A 20,946-nucleotide genomic window follows, 5' to 3' on the forward strand; every position below is an offset into this window, starting at 1 on the left:
GCGCGGGTTGGCGGCGGGTTGCGGCGCAGCGCTCAGGCGGAGAAGCCGCCGTCGGACTTGATCAGCTGACCGGAGACCCATCGTCCGGCCGGTGAGAGCAGGAAGGCCACGGTCCCGGCAACGTCCGCCGGGGTGCCCAGGCGGCCACCCGGCTGCTGCGCCGTGAGCTCTTCGCGCACCTCCGGGGTCATCCAGCCCGTGTCCACCGGGCCCGGGTTGAGGACGTTCGCGGAGATGCCCTGTGGTCCCAGCTCGCGCGCGGCGGCAATCACGATTCTGTCCAGGGCACCCTTGGAGGCGCCGTAGGGAAGGTTGAACGCTGTGTGGTCACTGGTCAGCGCAACGATCGCGCCGCCGTCGTCTGTGGCCTGGCGGGCGAAGGCGGCTATCAGCTGCCAGCTGGCGCGGGTGTTGACGGCAAAGTGCCGGTCGAAGGATTCAATGGTGGTGTCCAGCACGCCGGAATCCACCGACTCGGCATGGCTGAGCACCAGGCCCTGGAGAGGACCGGCAAGCTGCACGGCTTCGGCGACCAGCCGGTCCGGGACTCCGGGATCCTGCAGGTCGGCCGGGAGGGCGTGGACCCTGGCGCCGATGGCCTCCAGCTCCGCGGTGAGGCGGACCAGGCCGTCAGGCTCGCTCCCCCATGGCATGTGGGCGTCGTAGTCGGCCCAGTAGGACAGGACCAGGTCCCAGCCGTCGGCGGCAAGCTGGCGGGCGATGCCTGCGCCGATGCCGGCCATCCGTCCCACGCCGGTGACCAGGGCAACAGGACGGGAAGGGGCGGGTGTGAGGGGTTCCATCCGACCAGCCTAGCGGCGCCGCGTTTCAGGCTGCTGCGGGCTCCGCTTCCCGCCGGCTGTGGTGCCGGCGGATGGTTGCGCTGATGACCGCGGCGATGGTGCACATCGCGGCAGCACCGAACCAGGCGTAGGTGTAGTGCCCGGTGGCGTCACGGAGGGCCCCGGCGGCGATGGCGGCTCCGGCGGCGCCCAGCTGGTGCGCTGCAAAGACCCATCCGAAGACCACGCTGCCGTCAGCTCCGAACGTTTCGCGGCAGATGGCTGCCGTGGGTGGAACGGTGGCCACCCAGTCCAGGCCGTAGATCACCACGAACACGATCATGCTGGGCTGCACTTCGGCGTTCAGCAGCAGCGGAAGCACCAGCAGGCCGATCCCGCGGAACTGGTAGTAGACGGCCAGCAGGATGCGGGGGTTGAACCGGTCCGTCAGCCAGCCCGAGGCGATGGTCCCGATGATGTCGAAGATCCCGACGACGGCCAGCAGTCCCGCGGCGGTGGTTTCAGGCATGCCGTGGTCGTGCGCGGAGGGGATGAAGTGGGTGCCGATCAGCCCGTTGGTGGTGGCGCCGCAGATGGCGAACCCCGCCGCGAGGGCCCAGAAGGTCCTGACCTTGCTGGCCCGGCGGAGGACCTGGAGGGCGCGCACAGCGGCATTGGCGCGCGGCGCCTCCTCCGTTGCAGGCGCCCTGCCGGGTGCCGGACTTGCTTCCGGCTCGGCGCCGTAGGGCAGCACCCCGACGTCGGCCGGCGAGTTCTTGAGGAACTTCAGCACCAGCGGGACCACGGCGAGGGCGCCCGCCGCAATGAGGAGGGAGGCCTGGCGCCAGCCGGGAGCCTGCGCGAGCATGGCGATAAAGGGAAGGAAGACCAGCTGGCCGGCAGCGCTGCCGGCCGTGAGGATGCCGATCACCAGTCCGCGGCTCTTCGTGAACCAGGTGTTGGCGATGGTCGCCGCGAACACCAGCGCCATGGAGCCCGTCCCCAGCCCGATCAGCAGCCCCCACGTCAGCAGGATCTGCCAGGACTGGTTCACCAGCACCGTCAGCGCGCTCCCCATTCCGATCAGGACCAGAGCCGTTGCCGTCACGGCCCGGATGCCGAACCGTTCCATCAGGGCTGCGGCGAACGGGGCGGTCAGGCCGAAGAGGACCAGGTTGATGCTGACTGCCGCCGACAGGACCGTGGTGGACCAGCCGAACTCCTGCTTGAGCGGGACCATGAGGACGCCGGGGGCAGCCCGGAAACCGGCGGCCCCCACCAGCGCCAGGAAGGCGACGGCGGCGACGACCCAGGCGGGGTGGAAGCGGCGCCCCCGTCCGCGCGGGGTCTGCAGCGTCGACGTGTCCGCCGTTTCCCCGGGCAGGGCGCTCACGCGGCCGTTCCTTTCCCGGAGGCGGTGGACAGCCGGATGGGCTCCTCGGAACGGGCGCGGCTGTGCCAGCTGGTGTTCGCCGCGGTCAGCCGCTCCCCGCATTCGGTGCAGGTGTCCGCCGAACTGGTGGCTTTTCCGCAGCCGGAATGGATGACGTGGAGATGCGCCTGATCCGACGGTGCCGGCAAATGCTTCTCCGCCCAGATGGTCACCGCGTTCAGGACGGGCAGTACGTCTTCACCTTTGGGTGTGAGGACGTACTCCTGGCGGGTGCGCCCTCCGTCGTCGTACGCCTTTTTCTCCAGCAGTCCGGACTCAACCAGGCCTGCCAGCCGCTTGGTGAGGACCGAGTCCGCCACCTCCAGCCGGCTCTTCATGGCGTCGAAGCGCCCGTTGCCGAAGAAGACCTCCCGCAGGACCAGGATGGACCAGGGGTCACCCAGGATGTCCAGGCCGCGGGCCATGCTGCAGTTGCGTTGGGACCAGTCGGATCGAAGAGGCATACCGGAACACTAGTTAACTTTCTTCAAGAAAGCCAGAGGTTCGCCTCCCGTTACGGGATATTCGAGAAGGCCTGGTCCAGGTCCGCGATCAGGTCTTCCTTGTCCTCGATGCCGCAGGACAGGCGCAGCAGGTTTACCGGGACGGCCAGCTCCGTGCCCTTGACGGACGCGTGCGTCATCTCCGACGGGTAGTTCATGAGCGATTCGATCCCGCCCAGGGACTCCGCCAGCGTGAACACGGACGTTGACTCGGCCACCTTGCGGGCAGCGGCTTCACCGCCCTTGAACTGCACGGACACCATGCCGCCGAACTTCCGCATCTGGGATTTGGCCAGCTCATGGCCGGGGTGGCCTGGCAGGCCCGGGTAGAGGACGGCCTCCACCTCCGGGCGCTCCAGCAGCCACTCGGCCACGGCCTGGCCGTTCTCGCTGTGCCGGTCCATCCGGACGCCGAGCGTCTTGAGTCCGCGGGTGGTCAGGAAGGCGTCCATGGGGCCGGACACGGCTCCCACCGCGAACTGGACGAAGCCGATCTTCTCGGCCAGTTCCTCGTCCTTGACCACGACGGCGCCACCCACCACGTCGGAGTGGCCGCCAATGTACTTCGTGGTGGAATGGACCACCACGTCGGCACCCAGGGCGAGCGGGTTCTGCAGGTAGGGCGACGCGAAGGTGTTGTCGACCACCAGGAGGGCCCCGGCGTCGTGCGCTATGTCGGCGAGCGCCACGATGTCGGTGATCTTCATCAGCGGGTTGGACGGCGTCTCCACCCATACGAACCGGGTCTTGTGCGCAGCCACCGCACGGCGGACCCTGTCCAGGTTGGCCATGTCCACCGGGGTGTTGCCGATCCCCCAGTCGCCCAGGACACGGCTGATGAGCCGGTAGGTGCCGCCGTAGGCGTCGTTGCCCAACACAATGTGGTCCCCGGGGCGGGTCAGCGCGCGGATCAGGGCGTCCTCCGCGGCGAGCCCGGAGCTGAAACTGTAGGCGTGCGTGCCCAGCTCCAGTGCCGCGAGCTGTTCCTGGAGCGCGTCCCGTGTCGGGTTGCCGCCGCGCCCGTACTCATAGCCGCTGCGCAGGCCGCCGATGCCGTCCTGCGCGTAGGTGGAGCTGAAGTGCAGCGGCGGGACCACTGCTCCCGTGCGGGGCTCGAAGGCCTGGCCGGCGTGGACGGCGCGGGTGTTGAAACCCTGGTTTTCAGAGGCAGTCATGATGCTCCTTTTGGGTGACGCAGATCAGTTGCTGAGGTAGGCCAGCAGGTCGTGCCGGGTGAGGATGCCCACCGGCGCGCCCACGAACGTGACCATCAGGGTGTCCGTGTCAGAGAGCAGTTCCCTGGCAGCGGAGATGGTTTCCAGTGAGCCGATCACGGGCAGCTTGGGGCCCATGTGTTCGGAGATCTTGTCCGTCAGCTTCGCTTCGCCGCGGAACAGTTTGGCGGTCAGGGTGCGCTCGTCCACGGCGCCCAGCACCTCGCCCATGACCACCGGCGGTTCCTGTGAGAGGACCGGGATGTGGCTGACGCCGAACTCGTTCATGATGTTGATGACGTCGCGGACCGACTCGTTGGGGTGGATGTGAACCAGGTCGGGCAGCTCGCCGTTCTTGGATTTGATGACCTCCCCCACGGAGGTTTCCTCGCCGCCGGAGAGGAATCCGTAGGAGCGCATCCACTGGTCGTTGAAGATTTTGGCCAGGTAGCCGCGGCCGGAGTCGGGCAGGATGACCACGACGACGGCGCTCTCCGGCAGGTCCCTGGCCGCCTTGAGCGCGGCTGCTACGGCCATGCCGGAGGAACCGCCCACCAGCAGGCCCTCCTCCCGCGCCAGGCGCCGGGTCATGGCAAAGGAGTCAGCATCGGAGACGGCAATGACGTCGTCCGGGATGGTCTTGTCATAGTTGGCCGGCCACATGTCCTCCCCGACGCCCTCCACGAAGTACGGGCGCCCGGTGCCGCCTGAGTAGACCGAACCTTCGGGGTCCGCGCCGATGATCCGGACCACACCGCCGTCGGACTCCGGCCTGTCAGCCGAAACCTCCTTGAGGTACCGGCCGGTGCCGGTGATGGTGCCGCCCGTGCCGGCGCCGATGACGCAGTGGGTGACCTTGCCGTCGGTGTCCCGCCAGATCTCCGGCCCAGTGGTCTTGTAGTGGCTGCCGGGCGCGGCAGGGTTGGAGAACTGGTCCGGCTTGAAGGCGCCCGGGGTCTCGCGGGTAATCCGGTCCGAGACCCCGTAGTAGCTCTGGGGGCTGTCCGGCGGAACGGAGGTGGGCGTGACCACCACTTCCGCACCGTAGGCCTGGAGCACGGCACGCTTGTCCTCGCCCACCTTGTCCGGGACCACGAAGACGCACTTGTAGCCCTTCTGCTGCGCCACCAGGGCAAGGCCCACCCCGGTGTTCCCTGAGGTCGGCTCCACGATGGTGCCGCCGGGCTTCAGTTTGCCCTCGCGTTCGGCGTCCTCGATCATCTGCGCCGCGATCCGGTCCTTGATGGACCCCCCGGGGTTCAGGTACTCCAGTTTGACCAGGACGGTGGCCTTGATGCCCTCAGTCACGTGGTTGAGTTTGATGAGCGGGGTATTGCCGATGAGGTCCAGGATGGACTGGGCGTACTTCATAGGTACAAAGCTACCGCTTCCTGCGAGCCGATCCCTGCCGCGGGTGCGAGGATAGGCCGGTGAAGCAGTTCGCATGGCTGAGAGCCACCCGCAGCTACCTGCTGCCCGGCGCAACCCTGGCAGCAGGCGTGGCCACCCTGGCATCCGGTGTGCTGCCCTTTCCCGCGCTCGGGGACCTGGCGTCCCGGACCATTCCCATCCTGGCCTTCGTGCTGGCCATGTCCCTGGTCACCGAGCTCGTGGACGAAGCAGGGCTGTTCCGGGTGGTGACGGACCGCTTGGCCGCACTGGGCCGGGGCCGCGTATTCCTCCTGTGGCTCCTGGTGGTGGCAGTGGCAACGGTGTCCACGGTGTTCCTGTCCCTGGATACGACGGCGGTGCTGGTGACACCGGTGGTGGTCCTGTTGGCCGTCCATGCCCGGATCCCGCCGTTGCCTTTCGCGCTGACCAGCATCTGGCTGGCCAATACCGCGTCCCTGCTGCTGCCGGTGTCCAACCTGACCAACCTCCTGGCGCAGGACCGGCTGGGCCTGAGCCCCTTGCGCTTCGCCGGGCTGGTTTGGGCTCCGGCCCTGGTTGGCCTGCTGGTCCCCCTTGGCCTGCTGTGGCTGGCGTTCCGGCGGGACCTGCGCGGAACGTACGGACCGCAACCGGCCCATCCCATCCGCGACCGGACCCTGCTTAAAGCCGCAGGGATCACGCTGGTGGTCCTGTTGCCTGCACTGGTGTCCGGACTTCCGGTCCAGTACCCGGCGCTCGCCGCCGCCGCCGTCCTGGTGGCGGTCTTCCTCCGGCGCCGGCCCTCCGCCCTGCGGTGGTCCATGGTCCCGTGGCGGCCGCTGATGCTGACGGTGGGGCTGTTCATGCTGCTGGAAGCCCTGCACGCGCACGGCCTCACGTCCCTGCTGGCGGGTGTGGCCGGAACCGGGGAGAGCCTGCCCGCACTCCTGCAGCTGGCCGGGCTGGGCGCCGGTGCGGCCAACGCTGCCAACAACCTCCCCGCCTACCTGGCGCTGGAACCGGTGGCGGGTTCACCCGCCCGGCTCGCAGCGCTCCTGATCGGCGTGAACCTTGGCCCGTTGGTGACTCCCTGGGCCTCGCTGGCCACGTTGCTCTGGCACGAGCGGCTGCGGGTGCTGAACGTTCCCATCCGGTGGGGCGGGTTCGCAGCGGCGGGACTGCTGGCGGTGGCGCTGACCGTGCCGCTTGCCGTGCTGGCACTGTGGGCCGTGTCCGGAATGCCCTGAGCCGGCACCACGTCAGCTGCCCGGGTCAGCTGTCGCGGGTCAGCTGCCTGGAGCCTGGCCGCTCTCCGCGGCGGGGAGGTTCTCCCAGAGGCCCATCACATTGCCCTCAGGATCCTTGAAGTAGGCCGTGTAGCCCATCCCGGGAATCTCATTTTTGGGCATGACCACGGAGCCGCCCAGCTCCTCCACGCTCTTGAGCGTGGCGTTGATATCCGGAACGTCCACGGTGATGACCGGACCGGTGATCTGCCCCTCCCTGGCCATCATTCCCCCGTTGATGGCGCCCGCAGCCGCCGGCTGGCCGTCGTCGTCCATGTCCGTGGTGATGACCATGCTGTAGTCCATCCCCGGCACCGGTTCGATCCGCCAGCCCAACGCCTCCTGGTAGAACTTCCTGGCCCGCTTCTGGTCGTCCGCGGGGATCTCGAAATGCACTACTCCGCCCATGGTTGCCCTCCGTGTTCCTGTGCTTATCTGTTGGTTGGGTGCCTTGCGCCGGTGTCCGGGCGCCACACGCGGTGATCCTAATCCGGGGCCGCAATGCGCAGAAGGGCCGATGGTCCCGCCGCTGTCAGTGGTCCGTGGGACGATTGAAGGCATGACGATCGCAGAGGCACCTCCCCGGCTGGCAGCCGCGGCGGACGTGTCGCTGCGCTGGTATCCGGAGGCCCCCTACAGCCTTTCCCGGACCCTTGGCCCGCTCCTGCGCGGCAACAGCGATCCTTCCTTCTGCGTGCACGGGGACGTTGTCTGGAATGCTTTTACGACGCCGGACGGTCCGGCCACCATGCGGCTCGCCCCCGCGGGTGGCGGCGATGTGGGTGCGCCGTTGGTGGATATCCAGGCGTGGGGGCCCGGCGCCGCAGCCGCCGTGCAGGCGGCGCCCCGCCTGTTGGGGGCCGACGACGACTGGCAGGGTTTCGATGAACCGGCTTTCCATGCCACGCTGCCGCGCATGGTGCGGGAGGCGCGGCGCCGCAGCCTGGCGGTCCGGCTGCCTTCAAGCGGCCGCATGGTGGACCAGCTGGTGCCGATCATCCTGGAGCAGAAGGTGACGGTGATCGAGGCGCGGCGCGCCTACCGCTACCTGGTGCAGCGTTACGGGACTCCGGCGCCCCCGGCCGGGACGTCCACCCCGCGCGGTTTGCTCGTGGCACCGACGGCAACCCAGTGGCTGCAGGTTCCCAGCTGGGAGTGGCACAAGGCCGGGGTGGGACCCCAGCGCTCCGCCACCGTCATGCGCGCCCTGCGCTCCGCCGCCGCGCTTGAACGCCTCGCGGCGCTGCCGGCGCTGGAGGCAGCGGAGAAGATGCAGGCCATCCCGGGGATTGGGGTGTGGACCGCGGCCGAGGTGGTGCAGCGCACCCACGGCTGCCCGGACTCGATCTCGGTGGGCGACTACCACCTCGCGGCCTACGTGGGGGCCGCATTGACCGGACGGCGGACCGACGACGCCGGGATGCTCCGCCTTTTGGAGCCCTGGCGGGGGCACCGCCAGCGCGTGGTCCGGATGATCCAGGCCACCGGCTTCCGCAAGCCCACCTTTGGCCCGCGGATGACCATCCAGGACCACCGGGGGCACTGACCTGCACGGCACTTCCGGCCGCCTGGAAACGCTTGATCTCCGTGCCAGAGGGTACGGAGCCGGTATAGGGCGCTCCGCAGGGTGCCACACCCGTCCGGTTGGACGGCACCAGGCTGGCAGGCAACGTCGACCGAAAGGATCCCATGAGCTCCGAAACAGGCAGCACCAACCCAAACTCCGAGGCTGTGCCCGGAACGTCCCAGGATCCCGCCGTCCTGGATCCGGACGCCCAGGATCCGGACGCAGAGGAGAAGCTTAGGCTGCAGCTGGCCATCTTCGACGTGTCGCGCGACGCCGGAGGCAGGGGCTTGGAGGAGATCCGGGACATGCTGCTGTCAGCCTTTGCCGCCCGGGGCGTTGCGGCACCGCCTGCAACTTGGGTGGAGTCCGTGGCGTCCTCGGCGTTTTACGGTGAGCCCTACATCATCGACTACCCCACGGCCATCGCAGCCGACGATCTGGAACCGGCCCCGAACCCGGAGGTCCGCGAGCGGCTCGCCGCCCGGCGCGAGCTGCGCGAAGTGCAGCTCCCACCCGGAATCTTTCCCTCCCAAGAGGAGTGGAATATCCCTGCCAACGAGGTCACCACCGCGGACCAGGGACGCGGCGGGCGAGGTGCCTTCCAAGCCCTGACGGCACCTGGAGGCCCCTCCCGGCAGCTCCTGGCGGCGGTAGGGCTGGCAGGAGTCGTCCTGGCTGCCCTTGCGATTATCCAGTTATCACGCCGCACCTCCCGGGTCTCCCGGGAGGGCTAGGGGCAGTTCTCCCCATCCCGCCTTTGTCCGCCGCCGCATAAGCTGTTGGAGGCTGGGACTGATTTGGGGGAACAATGGCAGGCATTTATGGGGCGGACGTCGCCCAACTTCGCGCCCTGGGAAAGGCCCTGGCCTCTTCCTCAGCCCGCTTGGCATCCACCAGAACGGCGCTGTCGAGAGACGTGCGCGACCCGGGCCGGTGGAAAGGGGCCGACGCCGAAAGGTTCCGGAACGAGTGGGACGGCACCCACAGCCTCCTGCTGGGCAAAGTCGTCGAGGCGCTTGCGGAGGCCGGGAAAGCGGCCGGACGGCACGCGGATGAGCAGGAACTCGCCAGCGGCGCCGGTGGCACGGCAAGCCGGACCAGCGCTGCTGGACGCCCCGTTGGCAAGGGCGGCGGGGATTCGACAGCCGAGTATCTGACCGGCGGGGAGCATTCTGTTGCGCGCCACCCCGACCGCGGCGAAGCGAACCTGGCCGCGCCGGAACTGGACAGGCTCCGGGGCCTGGTCAGGGACGCTGCGTCGGGTAGCAACTTTTTCGTAGGCAACGACACAGACGTAAACGAACTCCGTGACGCCTTGGCCGGGCTCAAACCCGCCCAGCTGAACCAGTTGCTGGAGTCGTTAACCGACGATGAGATCCGCAGCCTCGGCAGCGGCGCCGCAACGGACGGCAAGGGCCTGTTCAACGGCGAGGGGACCACCCCCTTCGAACGGCAGCAACTACTGGACCAGCTCTTGTCCAAGGCGTCAGCGAAGCAAGTGGACCGGCTGGTGGACCCGATCCCGTGGGCCCAGCCGGATGGGACAGCAATGGGAGACGCTGCCAGGCCTGGCGGTCCAGACCCCAGCGGCCCCGACCAGTGGGTGGAGCCCAAGTGGCCAGTAATCGGGCAACGCCCGAGCACTGACGACATCAAACAGGGCCAGTACGGGGACTGCGTGGTTCTGGCAGCCGCCGGGGCCATGATCAATGCGGATCCCGGCTGGGCCCGCGAGCACGTGACAGACAACGGCAACGGAACCGTTTCTGTCCTGCTGTTCGACAAGAACGGGCAAGAGCAGTGGGTGACCGTCACCTCCGACCTGCCGGCGAACAGCAAGGGCACACAGATGGGCGCCAAGGCGGGTTTCGGCGGCAACTGGCCGGCCTACGTGGAGAAAGCACTGGCACAGGTGTACACCGAAGACGACAACAATGATGGCACTAAGGAAGGCACGCCCCCGGATCAGGCATACCCGCCGGGTAACTACCGCGCCATCGAAGGCAACTGGGGACCGGATGCATTCCAGTACCTGGCGGGACCAAACATAGCGCGCACATCTGCTGCCGATGAGGTGTGGGAGGCGGTCAGACAGGGGCGCCCCGCTTTGGTGACCACCCTCGCCGATCTGCCCCAAGGTGCCCCAGAGGGCTATCACACCAGCCACGCCTACTTCGTTACCGGTTTGGATGCGGAAGGAAATATTCTCCTGCGGAACCCCTGGGGTTCGCAGTACCCGGTCCTGACCGTGACGCCACAGGACTTCAAAGACAAGTACCAAGACGCATCGGTGGTGCGCTGATGGGACTTCTGCACCGGTTTCACCGTCTGGGAGCTGTCGCCCTCCTGACTCTGGGCACAGGAGCGTGCTCGCCCAGTCCATCCACAGATCCCACGCCCGTTTCCACTGAGGAGCCCACAATGACTGACAGCTGCACTGGATCAGGCGCCTACCGTATCGTCCCTTCAATTCCCGGGTCATGGCCGCTGCTTCCCGATTCCAGCAAGGGCGGCAAGTTCACGCCGACTGTGGGGCTGGTTGGCACGAAGGCCTCTGCCTCCCCTGCAACGGCCGACATCTCACTGGCTGCCGACGCCCCGGATCCCACTCCGGTCTACTTCCATGACCTCAAGCTCGGCTCCGAAGCAGTGATGAACGGCTACACGATCAGGATCACCTCGATCTGCGACGGCGAAGTCCGCTTCGACCTGGTGCAGCAGCCCGATGGACAATCCTGAGGCCGGTCGGCTCATGGCGCGAACTTCGGAGGCGTGGGGCTGGCTCCTTGTCCTGGCAGCCCTGTCCTCGGCCCTGACCCTCGCTGGCTGTGCCCAGCCCGAAACAACGGTTGATTCGAAGCCGCAGGCAGTAGCCACGAAAGGCCAAGGGCGCGCTTCCAGCCCAAGCTGCACCAGCACTGGAAACTACAAGGTGGTCCCATCAGCAAACGGCTCATTCCCGCTGCTTCCAGCAACCTCCGCAGCGGAGCCACCCCTGGTCCGGCTTTCCAGCACGCACCTCAAGAGTGACCCGGTGACCGCGGACTTGTCGGTTGCCCTCTTTTCCGGTGGCAGCCCCGCGTCAAAAGAGTTCCGCGGGCTCGCTATCGGCCAGCAGGCATCCTTTGACGGCTACACGGTCCGGGTCACATCCATCTGCGAGGGCGAAGTGCTGTTCGACCTCGTGCAGCAGCCCGGATAGTCAGAGGCCCAGCCGGGCCACGGCCTCCTCGCGCATCTGGACCTTGCGGATCTTCCCCGAGACCGTCATGGGGAAGCTCTCCCGAACTTCCACATAGCGGGGAATCTTGTAGTGGGCCAGCCGCCCGCGGCAGAACTCTGCCAGGGAGTCGGCATCGAGCGGCCCGGCACCCGGCTTGAGGATGATGCAGGCCATGAGTTCCTCGCCGTACCGCTGGTCCGGGACCCCGATGACCTGGACATCCTGGATGGCGGGATGCGTGTAGAGGAATTCCTCGATTTCGCGGGGGTAGATGTTTTCGCCGCCACGGATCACCATGTCCTTGATGCGGCCTTCCACCACCACGTAGCCGTCCTCGTCCATGAGGGCCAGGTCGCCGGTGTGCATCCACCCGTCGGCGTCGATCGCCTCGGCCGTCTTGTCCGGCTGGTTCCAGTACCCGGCCATCACGGCATAGCCGCGGGTGCAGAGTTCGCCGATCTGTCCGCGTTCCAGTTCCTCCCCGGTGGCCGGGTCCACAATCCGGCTTTCCAGCTGGGGCATGGTCCGGCCCACGGTCTCGGTGCGCTGCTGCAGGGTGTCGCCCTTGCGGGTCATGGTGGACACCGGCGAGGTTTCAGTCATGCCGTAGCAGATAGCCACATCCACCATGTTCATTTCCGAAATGACCCGGTTCATCACCTCGATGGGGCACAGCGAACCTGCCATGACACCGGTGCGGAGCGTGGACAGATCGTAGGAACCGAAGTCGGGCAGCGCCAGCTCGGCGATGAACATGGTGGGCACCCCGTACAGGGACGTCCCCTCAAAGTCCTGGGCGGCCTCAAGTGCGGCGGCGGGCGAGAAGCCCCGGCCCGGGATGATGGTGGCGGCGCCGTGGCTGAGGGCGTTGAGGTTGCCGATCACCATGCCGAAGCAGTGGTAGAAGGGCACCGGGATGACCACGCGGTCGTGCTCCGTGTAGCCCAGCAGCTCGCCGATCGCAAAACCGTTGTTCAGGATGTTGTGGTGCGTCAGCGTGGCGCCCTTGGGGAACCCCGTGGTGCCGGAGGTGTACTGGAGATTGATGGGATCGTACGGGCTGAGTTCAGCCATGCGCGCCACCAGGTGCGAGTGCGCGACGGCGTCGGCGCGCTTGAGCAGCTCGGCGTACGTAAGTTCGGCGTCGCTTTGGGGGCTGCCGGCGTTCAGCGCGTCCAGGCCATGGTCCGGCAGGAAGACGAGTTCCCGCAGGTCCGGGCAGGTAAGGAGGGCCTGGCGTCCCATGGCGACGTAGTCGCTGTTGGCGTCCGACGGCGCCGTGACCAGCATGCGCATGCCGTTCTGCTTGACCACGAACTCCAGTTCGTGGCTGCGGTACGCGGGGTTGACGTTGACCAGGATGGCACCCATCTTGGCGGTGGCATACTGCAGCAGCGTCCACTCGGCGCAATTGGGGCTCCAGATGCCCACCCTCTCCCCCTTGGCGACGCCCAGGGCGAGGAGCGCGCGGGCCAGCCGGTCGACGTCGTCGTTCATCTTGGTGTAGCTCCAGCGGCGGGCGTCAGCGCCCGCCACGGGTGCGGCCTCGATGAGGGCGTCGTGGAGTGGAAACTGCGCGGCGACGCGCTCAAAGTTCGCGCCGATGGTTTCCTCCAGGAGCGGGACGTCAGTGTCCCCGGCTGTATAAGCACGCATGATGGCACGCTACCAACAGGATCCCGGCAGGAGAAGAACGACAGGCTGGGAAACAGGGGCAACAGAACCGGACGGCCCGGTGGCGCCCGGTATTGTGAAATCCATGAGCGCACCCATTGACCTGATAGCAACGTTCATCCCCAACGACGGCGAGTTCCACCGCGTGAAGCTGGCCCTGGAAATCGCCATCGACGAGGTGGTGAAGGAGCCAGGCTGCATCCAGTACGAACTGACCGAAGCCACCGAGGAGAAGCTGGTCCTGACCGAGCAGTGGGCGTCCGAGGAGGACCTGGACAGGCACTCCAAGGGCATCGCCGTGCAGGACCTGAACGAATCGCTGAGCGCGCTGCTGGCCGAACCGGTCAAGGTCGAACGCGTCTAGCGCACCCGTTAACCGCAGAATGCGGGACCTCCCACCGGAGGTCCCGCATTCTGTATTTAACGAGTCTTAGAAGTCGGGGATCTGCGTGCCGTCCTGGGGACCGGTCTGGCCGGCAGGCTTGCCGGCCGCGGCTGCTGCTTCTTCCCGCTGCTTGGCCACATGGGCGTGGACCTCATCCATGTCCAGCGCCTTCACGGCGTCCACTACCTGTTCCAGCTGCTGGGCGTTCAAAGCGCCGGGCTGTGAGAACACCAGCACCTTTTCGCGGAAGGCCATCAGCGTGGGGATGGAAGAAATGCCTGCCTCCGCTGCGAGCTGCTGCTCAGCTTCGGTGTCCACCTTGGTGAAGAGGACGTCGGGGTGCTTCTCGGAGACGGCGGAGTACGTGGGGCCGAACTGCTTGCACGGGCCGCACCATTCCGCCCAGAAATCGACCAGGACAATGTCGTTGCCTTCGATCGTCGATGCGAACTGTTCACCTGTGATGTCAAGGGTAGCCATGTGTCCACGGTACGCGTCCACCCCGGGCCTGTCGCGGTTGTTCGCTCCCCGCGTCATTGGGAAACAAGCACCTATGCGCTGCCTCATCTATCCTGAAGCTACGACTGCCCTGCTCTTCAGGGCTCTTCATGGCTGTACAGCACGGGGAGCGCTTGAAGGGCGGCGCGTGAAACACCGGATAATGGCAGCGAAGGTTTGAATTATGAACGCGAGCCGGCCCCAACTAATCTTCCTGCTGGTTCTACTGGTTGCCGGCATAGGGGCAATGGTTATCGTGGACCGGGTACGGCAGGACCCCAATCTTTGTACCGCCGCGGGAAGCAGCGCACCCCACGTTGAGCGGCTTAGCGCTTCCGATGCCGGAAACGCGATGGCAATCCAGAGCGCCATCGACAGGGCAGCGGCAAGAGGCGGAGGGACAGTTCAACTTTCCGAGGGCCACTTCGACATTGACCGACCCCTGGTGTTGAAAAGCAATGTCGCCCTCAAAGGATCGGGCCCGAACACCCTTCTCAAGGCCTCGTCCCGGTTCCTTAAGTCCACGGGGCCACTCGGGGGCCACCCCCTGATCACTACCAATGGCGCGGAGAACGTGACCATAGCGAAACTGAGCGCGGACCAGAGCGGGGATGTCCTTGACGGAAATGTCTCCGGACGTTTGAAGGAGTATCTGATTGACGTGCGCCATTCCCATAGCGCCCTCGTGGAGGAAGTGGCCACCAAGAACCCCTTCACCTATTCCATAGCTGTAGTGGCAAGCAGCAACTTCTGCGTTAGGAACAACTCGACCGTGGTCTCATCGAGTGGCCAGTACGACCAGTTGGACGGCATCCACGTAACGGATTCGCATGGTGGCCTGGTGGTCGGCAACCACGTTGACCAGCGCCAAGGAAAAGACGGCGACGACGGACTCGCGGCGCAAACTATCGGCTCCCCGGTCTACGACATAGAGTACCGGGAAAATGACGTACGGGGAGGTTCTCACGGAGCGGGCATGCAACTGGCGGTCTCTGGACAGGAAATCTATAACATCAGCATCGAGGACAACCGGTTCTGGGGTTCTCCCTCCGGCATCAGAACCGGATTCTACGATGGCGGCAGCCAGTTGGTGCACGATGTCACCGTCAAGGGCAACCTCTTTGTCGATCTGGACGGCCTGTCCACCAGTTTCTCGGGCAAGCTTGAAAACGTCCAGGTGGTGGACAACCGCTTCTGTCGAAGCGGCGACTTCAAGGTGGCCGATGGCCCCGGGAACCACGTCGCGGGAAATCAGTCTTCCTGCCCGGGCTGAAGGCGGGACGGTGGTCTCCCAACATCACAGACCAGTTTTGTCCGGGGAGGACCACGTCCCTACTCCGGACCGCGATCCCGCAGCGAGCGTTGCTGTGTTCACAAACCATACGGTAGTGGTCCCATTGGTCAAGCCCGACAATGAGAAAACCGGCGTGGCATTTGTTTCCAGCCACGGCAACATACGGGGTTCCATGTACCCGTAGCCCTGGCTCGTAGGAAGGGACTGGGTCAAAATGTAATTTGCCCCGTTCTCGAGCATCAATGTCGCGGAGGGCCAAACGCCAAAACGGTGGTCATCTTGAAAGGCCAACTCGGCAGTGCTGTTGGAGACGCTGACTTTGGCCTCTGCCGGCAGGTTTTCCTGAGCCCAGCGCCTTGCCTGCTCAAAGCCGTTGTCAATGGACGTTTCCAACCGTGCTCCCAGAAGCCCGGTGAGCAGCAGCAGGAACACACCACCGATGGCCATAAACTTGCGGAATCTTGGTCGCCGCTCGTGCACTTCGGCACTTAGCACTGAGATAGCCAGTACGCCGTCGATCATTACACCGTAGCCGTACTGCTCCTCGAATGTTCCGAATACCGCGCTGTATATGCCGTAGGTTCCCAAGGTGAGGCTGACCAAGCCGATAAGTCTGCGCTCTGCCCGGGGACTGAAACATAAAAGAACGGCGGCAACGGGGCAAAGTCCGAGCAAGATATAACTGGAACCAAAATGGCCGGCGTTGTCGATCACGCGGGAAACAAGGCTGGGTGAACCCTCGGTCGAGAAGCCCGTGGTCTTTTCCAGGCCAATGAGCCGGCCAAGGCCAGCCGTCTTGGCTTGTAGCCAGTCCGGGAACATACCGACCGCGACGACAATCGACATATAGATCACATAAGGGATGACCATGGCTGAAAGGACTCTTGCGGAGTCGTGCAAGCGCAGCGTGTGCCGCCACATCATGGCGCCCACAAGGGGAACCGCCGTGCACAACGCAAAAAAGTCCTTGGTTAGGACCCCGTACCCCATCAAGGCACCGCCAAGGAAGAGAAAAGTCGGGCGCCTGTCTGTCGAGCAGCGCCGCTGTATTTGGGAGACGACGATGAGCAGGCCGCCGAGGACTGCTGTCATGGCAAGCGTCTCCAGGAACACATGGCTGTTGCTGCGCAGGACGAAAGGTTCGAATGACAATAGACCGGCGGTCACCCACGCCGCCGCTCTATTACCCACCCGCCGGACAATGAGGAAGGCGAGTCCAACTGTCACAGCGCCCAGGACTGCGTTGAGCCAACGCAATTGCAGAACGAGATCCAGGTTGTTTCCGCTTACCCCGAAGAGGCGAATTATTACCCCTTCAACCCAGAAGAACCCCGGAGGGTGCAGGAAAAACGGGCCGTCCGGCAGCGCCGGCAGAATGTTGCCCGCGCTAACCGACTGGCCCAAAAGAGCGTATAGGGCCTCGTCAACCCATACCTCGAAACTCGTGGTAAGGCCTACCGATCGGACGCCGAAGGCAACGGCGACACAGCTCGTAAACCCAACCAGCGTCCTCATCGGTGCTGGAAGGGCAACGTGCCTCCGGCCTCGCCTCCGGATGCTCTGGTGCTCCCAATACTGCCTGATAGTCCCGGTAAGGGCATGAGCGGCGCTCTGCATGGTCCGACTAAGGGACGCAGTGGGACCCTCCTTTAGTTGTGTCAGAACCAAAAGCCCCGACGAGACAACAACGAGCAGCCAAATGACAGGTTGCACGGACGCCACCAGAAGGACCCCGTAAAGGCTTGCCGCCATTAGCAATCCTCGGGCGGCCAAGCGGCCGGAGCGGGGAGGGAGGACTGGGTAGGAGATTATGAAGAGGGCGGCAGCGGCCAGTGAGGATCCTGCTGCGCAACCAACGGCCAAGCCCGTGACTCCCCGCGCTACCCATCCCCCAAGCAGGCTGCCGGGTATCAGGACAGTGACGAGGATCAGCCCCAGCTGGCACCTACGGTATGCCCTGCGACCCAACAGGATGGTGACGAGGAGGGTGATGCTGGCGTACCCGAGACCTGCCAGTGCGAGCCACGGCAAAATCAAAATGGAGTCGTGATACTTCTGCGGGAGGACGAATGCGACCAAGGCATAGGGCGACGCTGCAATTGTGGCGCAGGCAAATAGTGCCATTCGGCCAAAGGAATACAGCGACGCCAATAGGACAACGTTGACGTCTATCCCGGACCGCCGAAGCAGAGGGAACATGACGATCCCAGTTCCTGCTGCAATATAGACAGGTGCTTTAGCTATGGAAGCCAGGGCCTGGAAGCCCGCAGTGGCCGGGGATCCAGGATCAAGGAATGCTGCGACCACTACGTCCGCGCCCACCAACACTGAGACGACGCATAGGGCACCAGCTATATCCGCAGTCTCGGCCCACCGCCACTTTTGGGCCAGAACGCGCGGTCGCCATCTGAGATCCTGCAGGAATGCCTTCGGGGTGGTGAATAGCGCCAGTCCACCCATTGCGAAGCCCAGGACAGCACCGGTAGCACCCCACGAAAAGGCCACAACCAGCAGTGAGAAAAGAAACCGGATAACAATCTCGCCCACGGACTTCAGGGTGTAACGCATGAAGCGAAGTTCGCCTTGAAACCACCCCGATGGTGCTGCCCCCAGGAATAGGACGAAAGATGACAGTGCCACAATCGCAGCAGTAGAAGCCGAGCCCAACCCTGCTACGACGAAACCGCTCACGAGGGCAGCAACAAGGCCTGCCATAACCGAAATGAGTACAGCGAACGCCAGTGCATCCCGCCGCTCCTCGGAGCCGGGCGGGAAGCTCGTCACGGCGTGCGAAAGAGGCAACGGCACCAGTGCCGACGTAACAATTCCTACCATGCCTAACAGCATCTGGGCGGCTGCGAACTTACTGAAGTCCCCTGGTGAAAGAGCGTGGGTCATGAGAAGCGTGCAGGTGTAGCTAAGAACCCCTACCAGTGCGGCCGAGGCAGATAGCAGAATTCCGTGTCCTGCAATGGTGCGGTGCGCCCGGGGCACTTTAACTTTTCCGTCGGGCGGGGTGCCAGCTTGGAGCTCAGCAGGCGGACGGGTCATCACGCGGTTCCCCCTTGTGAGGTTGCACCCACAGGAATGGCATGCCTGTGGGCACTCGGGTGTCCCCGGTCCCGTGCTTCCGTCAAGGTTATCGGGGTTCACATGGGCCAGCACGAGTAGCCAGTACTTACTTCCGGATTCCTTAATTACCTAGGTTTGCGGCGCATGGCCCGGGAGTACCCTACTGAATAACGGAGTACAACGCGGAATCACACGACAAGCAACTTCCGCAGCAGCCATCAGCATCCCTTTTTACCTCAGTCCGGGTCTCGTCTTATTCAGAGGCCCTGAAGGAGATCCTGTATGAACTTCTTCGCTTCGGATGTATTCCTTACCGCACTCGCCAGCGATTTTTATCGGGCCACAGATTTTCGATTCAGGACTTACACGATCAGCGGGTACAGCGTCCGCCTAGCGGAGATCAACGGCAAAAAACCCTTGGTTGAAGGTCCCTTCTACGACTATGTGAAGCCTCTCCCTTCACACCAGGGTGGGGATGGGCACGTTCGCTTCATTCCCAGAGTGGTCACCTCTACGGTGGTCCTGGACGACCGAAACCCGGACATGGCCTGGGCGCCGACCGGCCAGGAACCAGCGCCGCTGGTGGCCTGGGCCCGGTTCCCGACCTGGGTAGAATACGAGTCTTTTCTTCGTGGCCGAAGCAAAGACATGTTGAAGGTGATGCGCAAACGAAGGGCCAAGCTTGCCAGGGAGCACGCCGCTGCCACGTATACGTTCGACGACCGCAATCGCGGCGCGCTTGAGCTGCTGTGCGACTGGAAGAGGAAGCAATACCAAGGCGGGAATGAGGCCCTCGAAAACCCCCGGGCAGTGGCCATGCTTCGGCACCTATTCGAGGATGGGATCCTTTTGCTATCTACTTTGCAAGTCAATGACCGATATGTCGCGATCCACGCCGGCTTCATTTGGGACAACGAATATCTGGCCCTCATTCCGGCGTTCGACCCCGCCTTCGCGCAGTACGGTGTCGGCAAGCAACTGTTGCTTTATATGCTCCAGGACAGCCACCAACGAGGCCATAGATCGTTTGACTTCCTTCAGGGCGCCGAGTCGTACAAGTTCGACTTTGCCACCCACCTTCAGATCATTGAACCGCTGGGATCGCCGCCCCTTGCCTACCGGGTCAAAAGGCATGCAGAGACTGCCACAAAGGCTGCCTTGTCGCGGATCTCGCCTCGACTGTTCTACGGCGTGAAGCGGACCATCCTGGCTACAAGGCGGCTGAGGCACTTAATGGACTAGCCAAATCGGCTCAGCCCGTGAGTACCCTCAGGCGTCGGCCTCCCAGAGATGCGGGGCCGGTGTGCCGCTGCCGGGCAAGGCGCTGGAAGCACGCCATTCGTGGATCCAATCGGGGAGCACCAGGTCCGCCGGCGGGGCGCCGAACTCTGCAACGATGTCCTCCTGGCTGACCGGGCCCGTCCTGGTGACCAGCCGGGTGGCGATGTAGGCACGCGCGTAGATTTCGCCGTCGGACACCATGCGCTGCTCGAAGAAGATCGCCTTGGTGTCCAGCCCGATGATGCGGGTCTCGATGGCGTACTCCTGCCGCAGCTGCAGCGATTTGCGGAAGGAGATGGTCTCCGCGGACAACACCGGGCTCCAGCCGCGGCGGCGCATCCGCTTCCAGACGCCGCTGCGCACCATCAGGTCGAACCGGCCCAGGTCCATCAGGGACAGATACATGCCGTTGTTGACGTGCATGGCGATGTCGATGTCCGTGGGCAGGACGCGCAGGGGCAGGGACGACGGATCCCACACCGCCAACGGCGGACGGCGGCGGGAGCGGAAGAGCATAAGGAGTGTTCTCAGGAGCAGGTGCATGCCTCAATGTTACCCGCCAGTAACATCTTACGGGAAGGCGCTCCACATCCGGCACCGTAGGATTTCCTGCATGACGCAGCAACGCTACCGGGCCCTGGCGGAGTGGCCTCTGATGGCTACCGCATTGGTGTTCCTGGCCGCGTACGCCTGGCAGGTGATCGGCCGGATCGAAGGCACAGGAGCGGACTTGCTCGAGGGCGCCATGTGGGTGACCTGGTGCGTCTTTGTCCTGGACTACGCGGCAAACCTGTGGCTGGCGGAGAACCGCAGGCAATGGTTCGTCCGGAACCTGCACGAGCTGGTGATCGTGGCCCTGCCGTTCTTCCGCCCCCTGCGGCTGCTGCGCCTGGTGACGTTGCTGTCCGTGCTGCACCGGACCGTGGGCGAAACGCTGCGCGGCCGGGTGGTCACCTACGTGGCGGCGTCCGCGGCGTTGCTGGTTTTCGTGGGGGCCTTGGCCGTGCTGGACGTGGAACAGTGGGCGCCCGATGCCAAGATCACCACGTTCGGTGACGCACTGTGGTGGGCCACCGCCACCATCACCACGGTGGGCTACGGGGACATGTACCCCGTCACGCCCATCGGCCGCCTGGTGGCCACAGCGCTCATGATGAGCGGGATCGCGGTACTCGGTGTGGTGACGGCGTCCGTCGCCTCGTGGCTCGTCCAAAGGGTGGAAGACACAGCCGAAACGGTGGCCGAGGCCGTGGAGGAACCGGTGCGGGCCGAGGTGGCCGAGCTGGTCAGCGAGATCGCCCTGCTGCGGCGGGAGATCGCGGAACTGCGGGAACACCGGCCCCTGTAACGGCAAGTATTCAAGG

20 protein-coding genes are annotated in these 20,946 nt (G+C 65.0%); 10 read left to right on the forward strand and 10 right to left on the reverse strand.

Going from position 1 to position 20,946, the window contains the following annotated elements; all coding sequences use genetic code 11:
• Nucleotides 1-32: 32 nt before the first annotated feature.
• The 5 genes from ACWRN3_RS07960 to ACWRN3_RS07980 are packed head-to-tail and all read right to left on the reverse strand — an operon-like array spanning nucleotide 33 to nucleotide 5,302.
• A complete protein-coding gene (locus ACWRN3_RS07960; RefSeq protein ID WP_476740297.1) occupies nucleotides 33-803 on the reverse strand; it encodes an SDR family oxidoreductase in 771 nt (256 codons plus the stop codon).
• Between the two features lie 25 nt (nucleotides 804-828).
• The gene (locus tag ACWRN3_RS07965) at nucleotides 829-2,175 is read right to left on the reverse strand and encodes an MFS transporter (protein ID WP_476740298.1); all 1,347 of its coding nucleotides are present in this window, start codon (nucleotides 2,173-2,175) and stop codon (nucleotides 829-831) included.
• On the reverse strand, nucleotides 2,172-2,678 hold the full coding sequence (locus tag ACWRN3_RS07970; protein ID WP_255172910.1) for a winged helix-turn-helix transcriptional regulator: 507 nt from the start codon (nucleotides 2,676-2,678) through the stop codon (nucleotides 2,172-2,174). The genes ACWRN3_RS07965 and ACWRN3_RS07970 overlap by 4 nt, the downstream gene beginning before the upstream one ends.
• A 50-nt stretch (nucleotides 2,679-2,728) precedes the next feature.
• Nucleotides 2,729-3,892 carry a cystathionine gamma-synthase gene (locus tag ACWRN3_RS07975; RefSeq protein ID WP_255172911.1) on the reverse strand — a complete coding sequence of 388 codons (1,164 nt, stop codon included), beginning with the start codon at nucleotides 3,890-3,892 and terminating at the stop codon, nucleotides 2,729-2,731.
• A 24-nt stretch (nucleotides 3,893-3,916) separates the two neighbouring features.
• Nucleotides 3,917-5,302 (reverse strand): cystathionine beta-synthase, encoded by a 1,386-nt coding sequence (locus ACWRN3_RS07980; protein WP_324642702.1) that lies wholly within the window; start codon nucleotides 5,300-5,302, stop codon nucleotides 3,917-3,919.
• Nucleotides 5,303-5,361: 59 nt separating this feature from the next.
• Here ACWRN3_RS07980 and ACWRN3_RS07985 point away from each other — a divergent pair, with 59 nt between their 5' ends.
• Nucleotides 5,362-6,549, forward strand: a complete 1,188-nt coding sequence (locus ACWRN3_RS07985; protein ID WP_476740299.1) for an SLC13 family permease — start codon at nucleotides 5,362-5,364, stop codon at nucleotides 6,547-6,549.
• A 39-nt stretch (nucleotides 6,550-6,588) separates the two neighbouring features.
• Here the strand turns inward: ACWRN3_RS07985 and ACWRN3_RS07990 are convergent, their stop codons facing one another.
• Nucleotides 6,589-6,996, reverse strand: a complete 408-nt coding sequence (locus tag ACWRN3_RS07990) for a VOC family protein (protein ID WP_255172913.1) — start codon at nucleotides 6,994-6,996, stop codon at nucleotides 6,589-6,591.
• Nucleotides 6,997-7,147: 151 nt separating this feature from the next.
• On the opposite strand from ACWRN3_RS07990, the gene ACWRN3_RS07995 reads away from it, so the two are divergent.
• The 5 genes from ACWRN3_RS07995 (at nucleotide 7,148) to ACWRN3_RS08015 (ending at nucleotide 11,357) form a co-directional block, all read left to right on the forward strand.
• The gene (locus ACWRN3_RS07995; protein ID WP_255172914.1) at nucleotides 7,148-8,134 is read left to right on the forward strand and encodes a DNA-3-methyladenine glycosylase family protein; all 987 of its coding nucleotides are present in this window, start codon (nucleotides 7,148-7,150) and stop codon (nucleotides 8,132-8,134) included.
• 143 nt (nucleotides 8,135-8,277) lie between these two features.
• On the forward strand, nucleotides 8,278-8,889 hold the full coding sequence (locus ACWRN3_RS08000) for a hypothetical protein (protein WP_476740300.1): 612 nt from the start codon (nucleotides 8,278-8,280) through the stop codon (nucleotides 8,887-8,889).
• A gap of 74 nt (nucleotides 8,890-8,963) precedes the next feature.
• Nucleotides 8,964-10,457, forward strand: coding sequence for a C2 family cysteine protease (locus ACWRN3_RS08005; protein WP_476740301.1), 1,494 nt, complete (start codon nucleotides 8,964-8,966; stop codon nucleotides 10,455-10,457).
• 119 nt (nucleotides 10,458-10,576) lie between these two features.
• Nucleotides 10,577-10,894, forward strand: coding sequence for a hypothetical protein (locus ACWRN3_RS08010; protein WP_476740302.1), 318 nt, complete (start codon nucleotides 10,577-10,579; stop codon nucleotides 10,892-10,894).
• 13 nt (nucleotides 10,895-10,907) lie between these two features.
• Nucleotides 10,908-11,357 (forward strand): hypothetical protein, encoded by a 450-nt coding sequence (locus ACWRN3_RS08015; RefSeq protein ID WP_476740303.1) that lies wholly within the window; start codon nucleotides 10,908-10,910, stop codon nucleotides 11,355-11,357.
• Here ACWRN3_RS08015 and ACWRN3_RS08020 read toward each other — a convergent pair whose 3' ends face one another.
• A complete protein-coding gene (locus ACWRN3_RS08020) occupies nucleotides 11,358-13,034 on the reverse strand; it encodes an AMP-binding protein (RefSeq protein ID WP_476740304.1) in 1,677 nt (558 codons plus the stop codon).
• A gap of 103 nt (nucleotides 13,035-13,137) precedes the next feature.
• Between ACWRN3_RS08020 and ACWRN3_RS08025 the strand changes: the two genes are divergently transcribed.
• Nucleotides 13,138-13,416, forward strand: coding sequence for a putative quinol monooxygenase (locus ACWRN3_RS08025; protein ID WP_159631253.1), 279 nt, complete (start codon nucleotides 13,138-13,140; stop codon nucleotides 13,414-13,416).
• 66 nt (nucleotides 13,417-13,482) lie between these two features.
• Here the strand turns inward: ACWRN3_RS08025 and ACWRN3_RS08030 are convergent, their stop codons facing one another.
• Nucleotides 13,483-13,917, reverse strand: a complete 435-nt coding sequence (locus ACWRN3_RS08030) for a thioredoxin family protein (RefSeq protein WP_324642709.1) — start codon at nucleotides 13,915-13,917, stop codon at nucleotides 13,483-13,485.
• Nucleotides 13,918-14,119: 202 nt separating this feature from the next.
• On the opposite strand from ACWRN3_RS08030, the gene ACWRN3_RS08035 reads away from it, so the two are divergent.
• Nucleotides 14,120-15,208, forward strand: coding sequence for a glycosyl hydrolase family 28-related protein (locus tag ACWRN3_RS08035; RefSeq protein ID WP_476740305.1), 1,089 nt, complete (start codon nucleotides 14,120-14,122; stop codon nucleotides 15,206-15,208).
• A gap of 24 nt (nucleotides 15,209-15,232) precedes the next feature.
• On the opposite strand, the gene ACWRN3_RS08040 is transcribed toward ACWRN3_RS08035, so the two are convergent.
• Entirely contained in the window at nucleotides 15,233-18,280 is a 3,048-nt protein-coding gene (locus ACWRN3_RS08040; protein WP_476740345.1) for a glycosyltransferase family 39 protein, read from the reverse strand.
• 303 nt (nucleotides 18,281-18,583) lie between these two features.
• Here ACWRN3_RS08040 and ACWRN3_RS08045 point away from each other — a divergent pair, with 303 nt between their 5' ends.
• Nucleotides 18,584-19,543: a GNAT family N-acetyltransferase gene (locus ACWRN3_RS08045; protein WP_476740306.1), complete on the forward strand. Its 960-nt coding sequence runs from the start codon at nucleotides 18,584-18,586 to the stop codon at nucleotides 19,541-19,543.
• Between the two features lie 27 nt (nucleotides 19,544-19,570).
• Here ACWRN3_RS08045 and ACWRN3_RS08050 read toward each other — a convergent pair whose 3' ends face one another.
• Nucleotides 19,571-20,125, reverse strand: a complete 555-nt coding sequence (locus tag ACWRN3_RS08050) for an acyl-CoA thioesterase (RefSeq protein ID WP_476740307.1) — start codon at nucleotides 20,123-20,125, stop codon at nucleotides 19,571-19,573.
• Between the two features lie 70 nt (nucleotides 20,126-20,195).
• Between ACWRN3_RS08050 and ACWRN3_RS08055 the strand changes: the two genes are divergently transcribed.
• Nucleotides 20,196-20,930: a potassium channel family protein gene (locus ACWRN3_RS08055; RefSeq protein ID WP_476740308.1), complete on the forward strand. Its 735-nt coding sequence runs from the start codon at nucleotides 20,196-20,198 to the stop codon at nucleotides 20,928-20,930.
• Nucleotides 20,931-20,946: the final 16 nt, after the last annotated feature.

Source organism: Pseudarthrobacter sp. rb, assembly GCF_056389225.1.

Bases quoted from the DNA above. Each gene is read 5' to 3' on its own strand.
- ACWRN3_RS07975 (WP_255172911.1), bottom strand. From the start codon at position 3,892: ATGACTGCCTCTGAAAACCAGGGTTTCAACACCCGCGCCGTCCACGCC.
- ACWRN3_RS07980 (WP_324642702.1), bottom strand. From the start codon at position 5,302: ATGAAGTACGCCCAGTCCATCCTGGACCTCATCGGCAATACCCCGCTC.
- ACWRN3_RS07970 (WP_255172910.1), bottom strand. From the start codon at position 2,678: ATGCCTCTTCGATCCGACTGGTCCCAACGCAACTGCAGCATGGCCCGC.
- ACWRN3_RS08045 (WP_476740306.1), top strand. From the start codon at position 18,584: ATGAACTTCTTCGCTTCGGATGTATTCCTTACCGCACTCGCCAGCGAT.
- ACWRN3_RS08050 (WP_476740307.1), bottom strand. From the start codon at position 20,125: ATGCACCTGCTCCTGAGAACACTCCTTATGCTCTTCCGCTCCCGCCGC.
- ACWRN3_RS08040 (WP_476740345.1), bottom strand. From the start codon at position 18,280: ATGACCCGTCCGCCTGCTGAGCTCCAAGCTGGCACCCCGCCCGACGGA.
- ACWRN3_RS08055 (WP_476740308.1), top strand. From the start codon at position 20,196: ATGACGCAGCAACGCTACCGGGCCCTGGCGGAGTGGCCTCTGATGGCT.
- ACWRN3_RS07990 (WP_255172913.1), bottom strand. From the start codon at position 6,996: ATGGGCGGAGTAGTGCATTTCGAGATCCCCGCGGACGACCAGAAGCGG.
- ACWRN3_RS08030 (WP_324642709.1), bottom strand. From the start codon at position 13,917: ATGGCTACCCTTGACATCACAGGTGAACAGTTCGCATCGACGATCGAA.
- ACWRN3_RS07960 (WP_476740297.1), bottom strand. From the start codon at position 803: ATGGAACCCCTCACACCCGCCCCTTCCCGTCCTGTTGCCCTGGTCACC.
- ACWRN3_RS08020 (WP_476740304.1), bottom strand. From the start codon at position 13,034: ATGCGTGCTTATACAGCCGGGGACACTGACGTCCCGCTCCTGGAGGAA.
- ACWRN3_RS08010 (WP_476740302.1), top strand. From the start codon at position 10,577: ATGACTGACAGCTGCACTGGATCAGGCGCCTACCGTATCGTCCCTTCA.
- ACWRN3_RS08015 (WP_476740303.1), top strand. From the start codon at position 10,908: ATGGCGCGAACTTCGGAGGCGTGGGGCTGGCTCCTTGTCCTGGCAGCC.
- ACWRN3_RS08025 (WP_159631253.1), top strand. From the start codon at position 13,138: ATGAGCGCACCCATTGACCTGATAGCAACGTTCATCCCCAACGACGGC.
- ACWRN3_RS08000 (WP_476740300.1), top strand. From the start codon at position 8,278: ATGAGCTCCGAAACAGGCAGCACCAACCCAAACTCCGAGGCTGTGCCC.
- ACWRN3_RS08005 (WP_476740301.1), top strand. From the start codon at position 8,964: ATGGCAGGCATTTATGGGGCGGACGTCGCCCAACTTCGCGCCCTGGGA.
- ACWRN3_RS07995 (WP_255172914.1), top strand. From the start codon at position 7,148: ATGACGATCGCAGAGGCACCTCCCCGGCTGGCAGCCGCGGCGGACGTG.
- ACWRN3_RS08035 (WP_476740305.1), top strand. From the start codon at position 14,120: ATGAACGCGAGCCGGCCCCAACTAATCTTCCTGCTGGTTCTACTGGTT.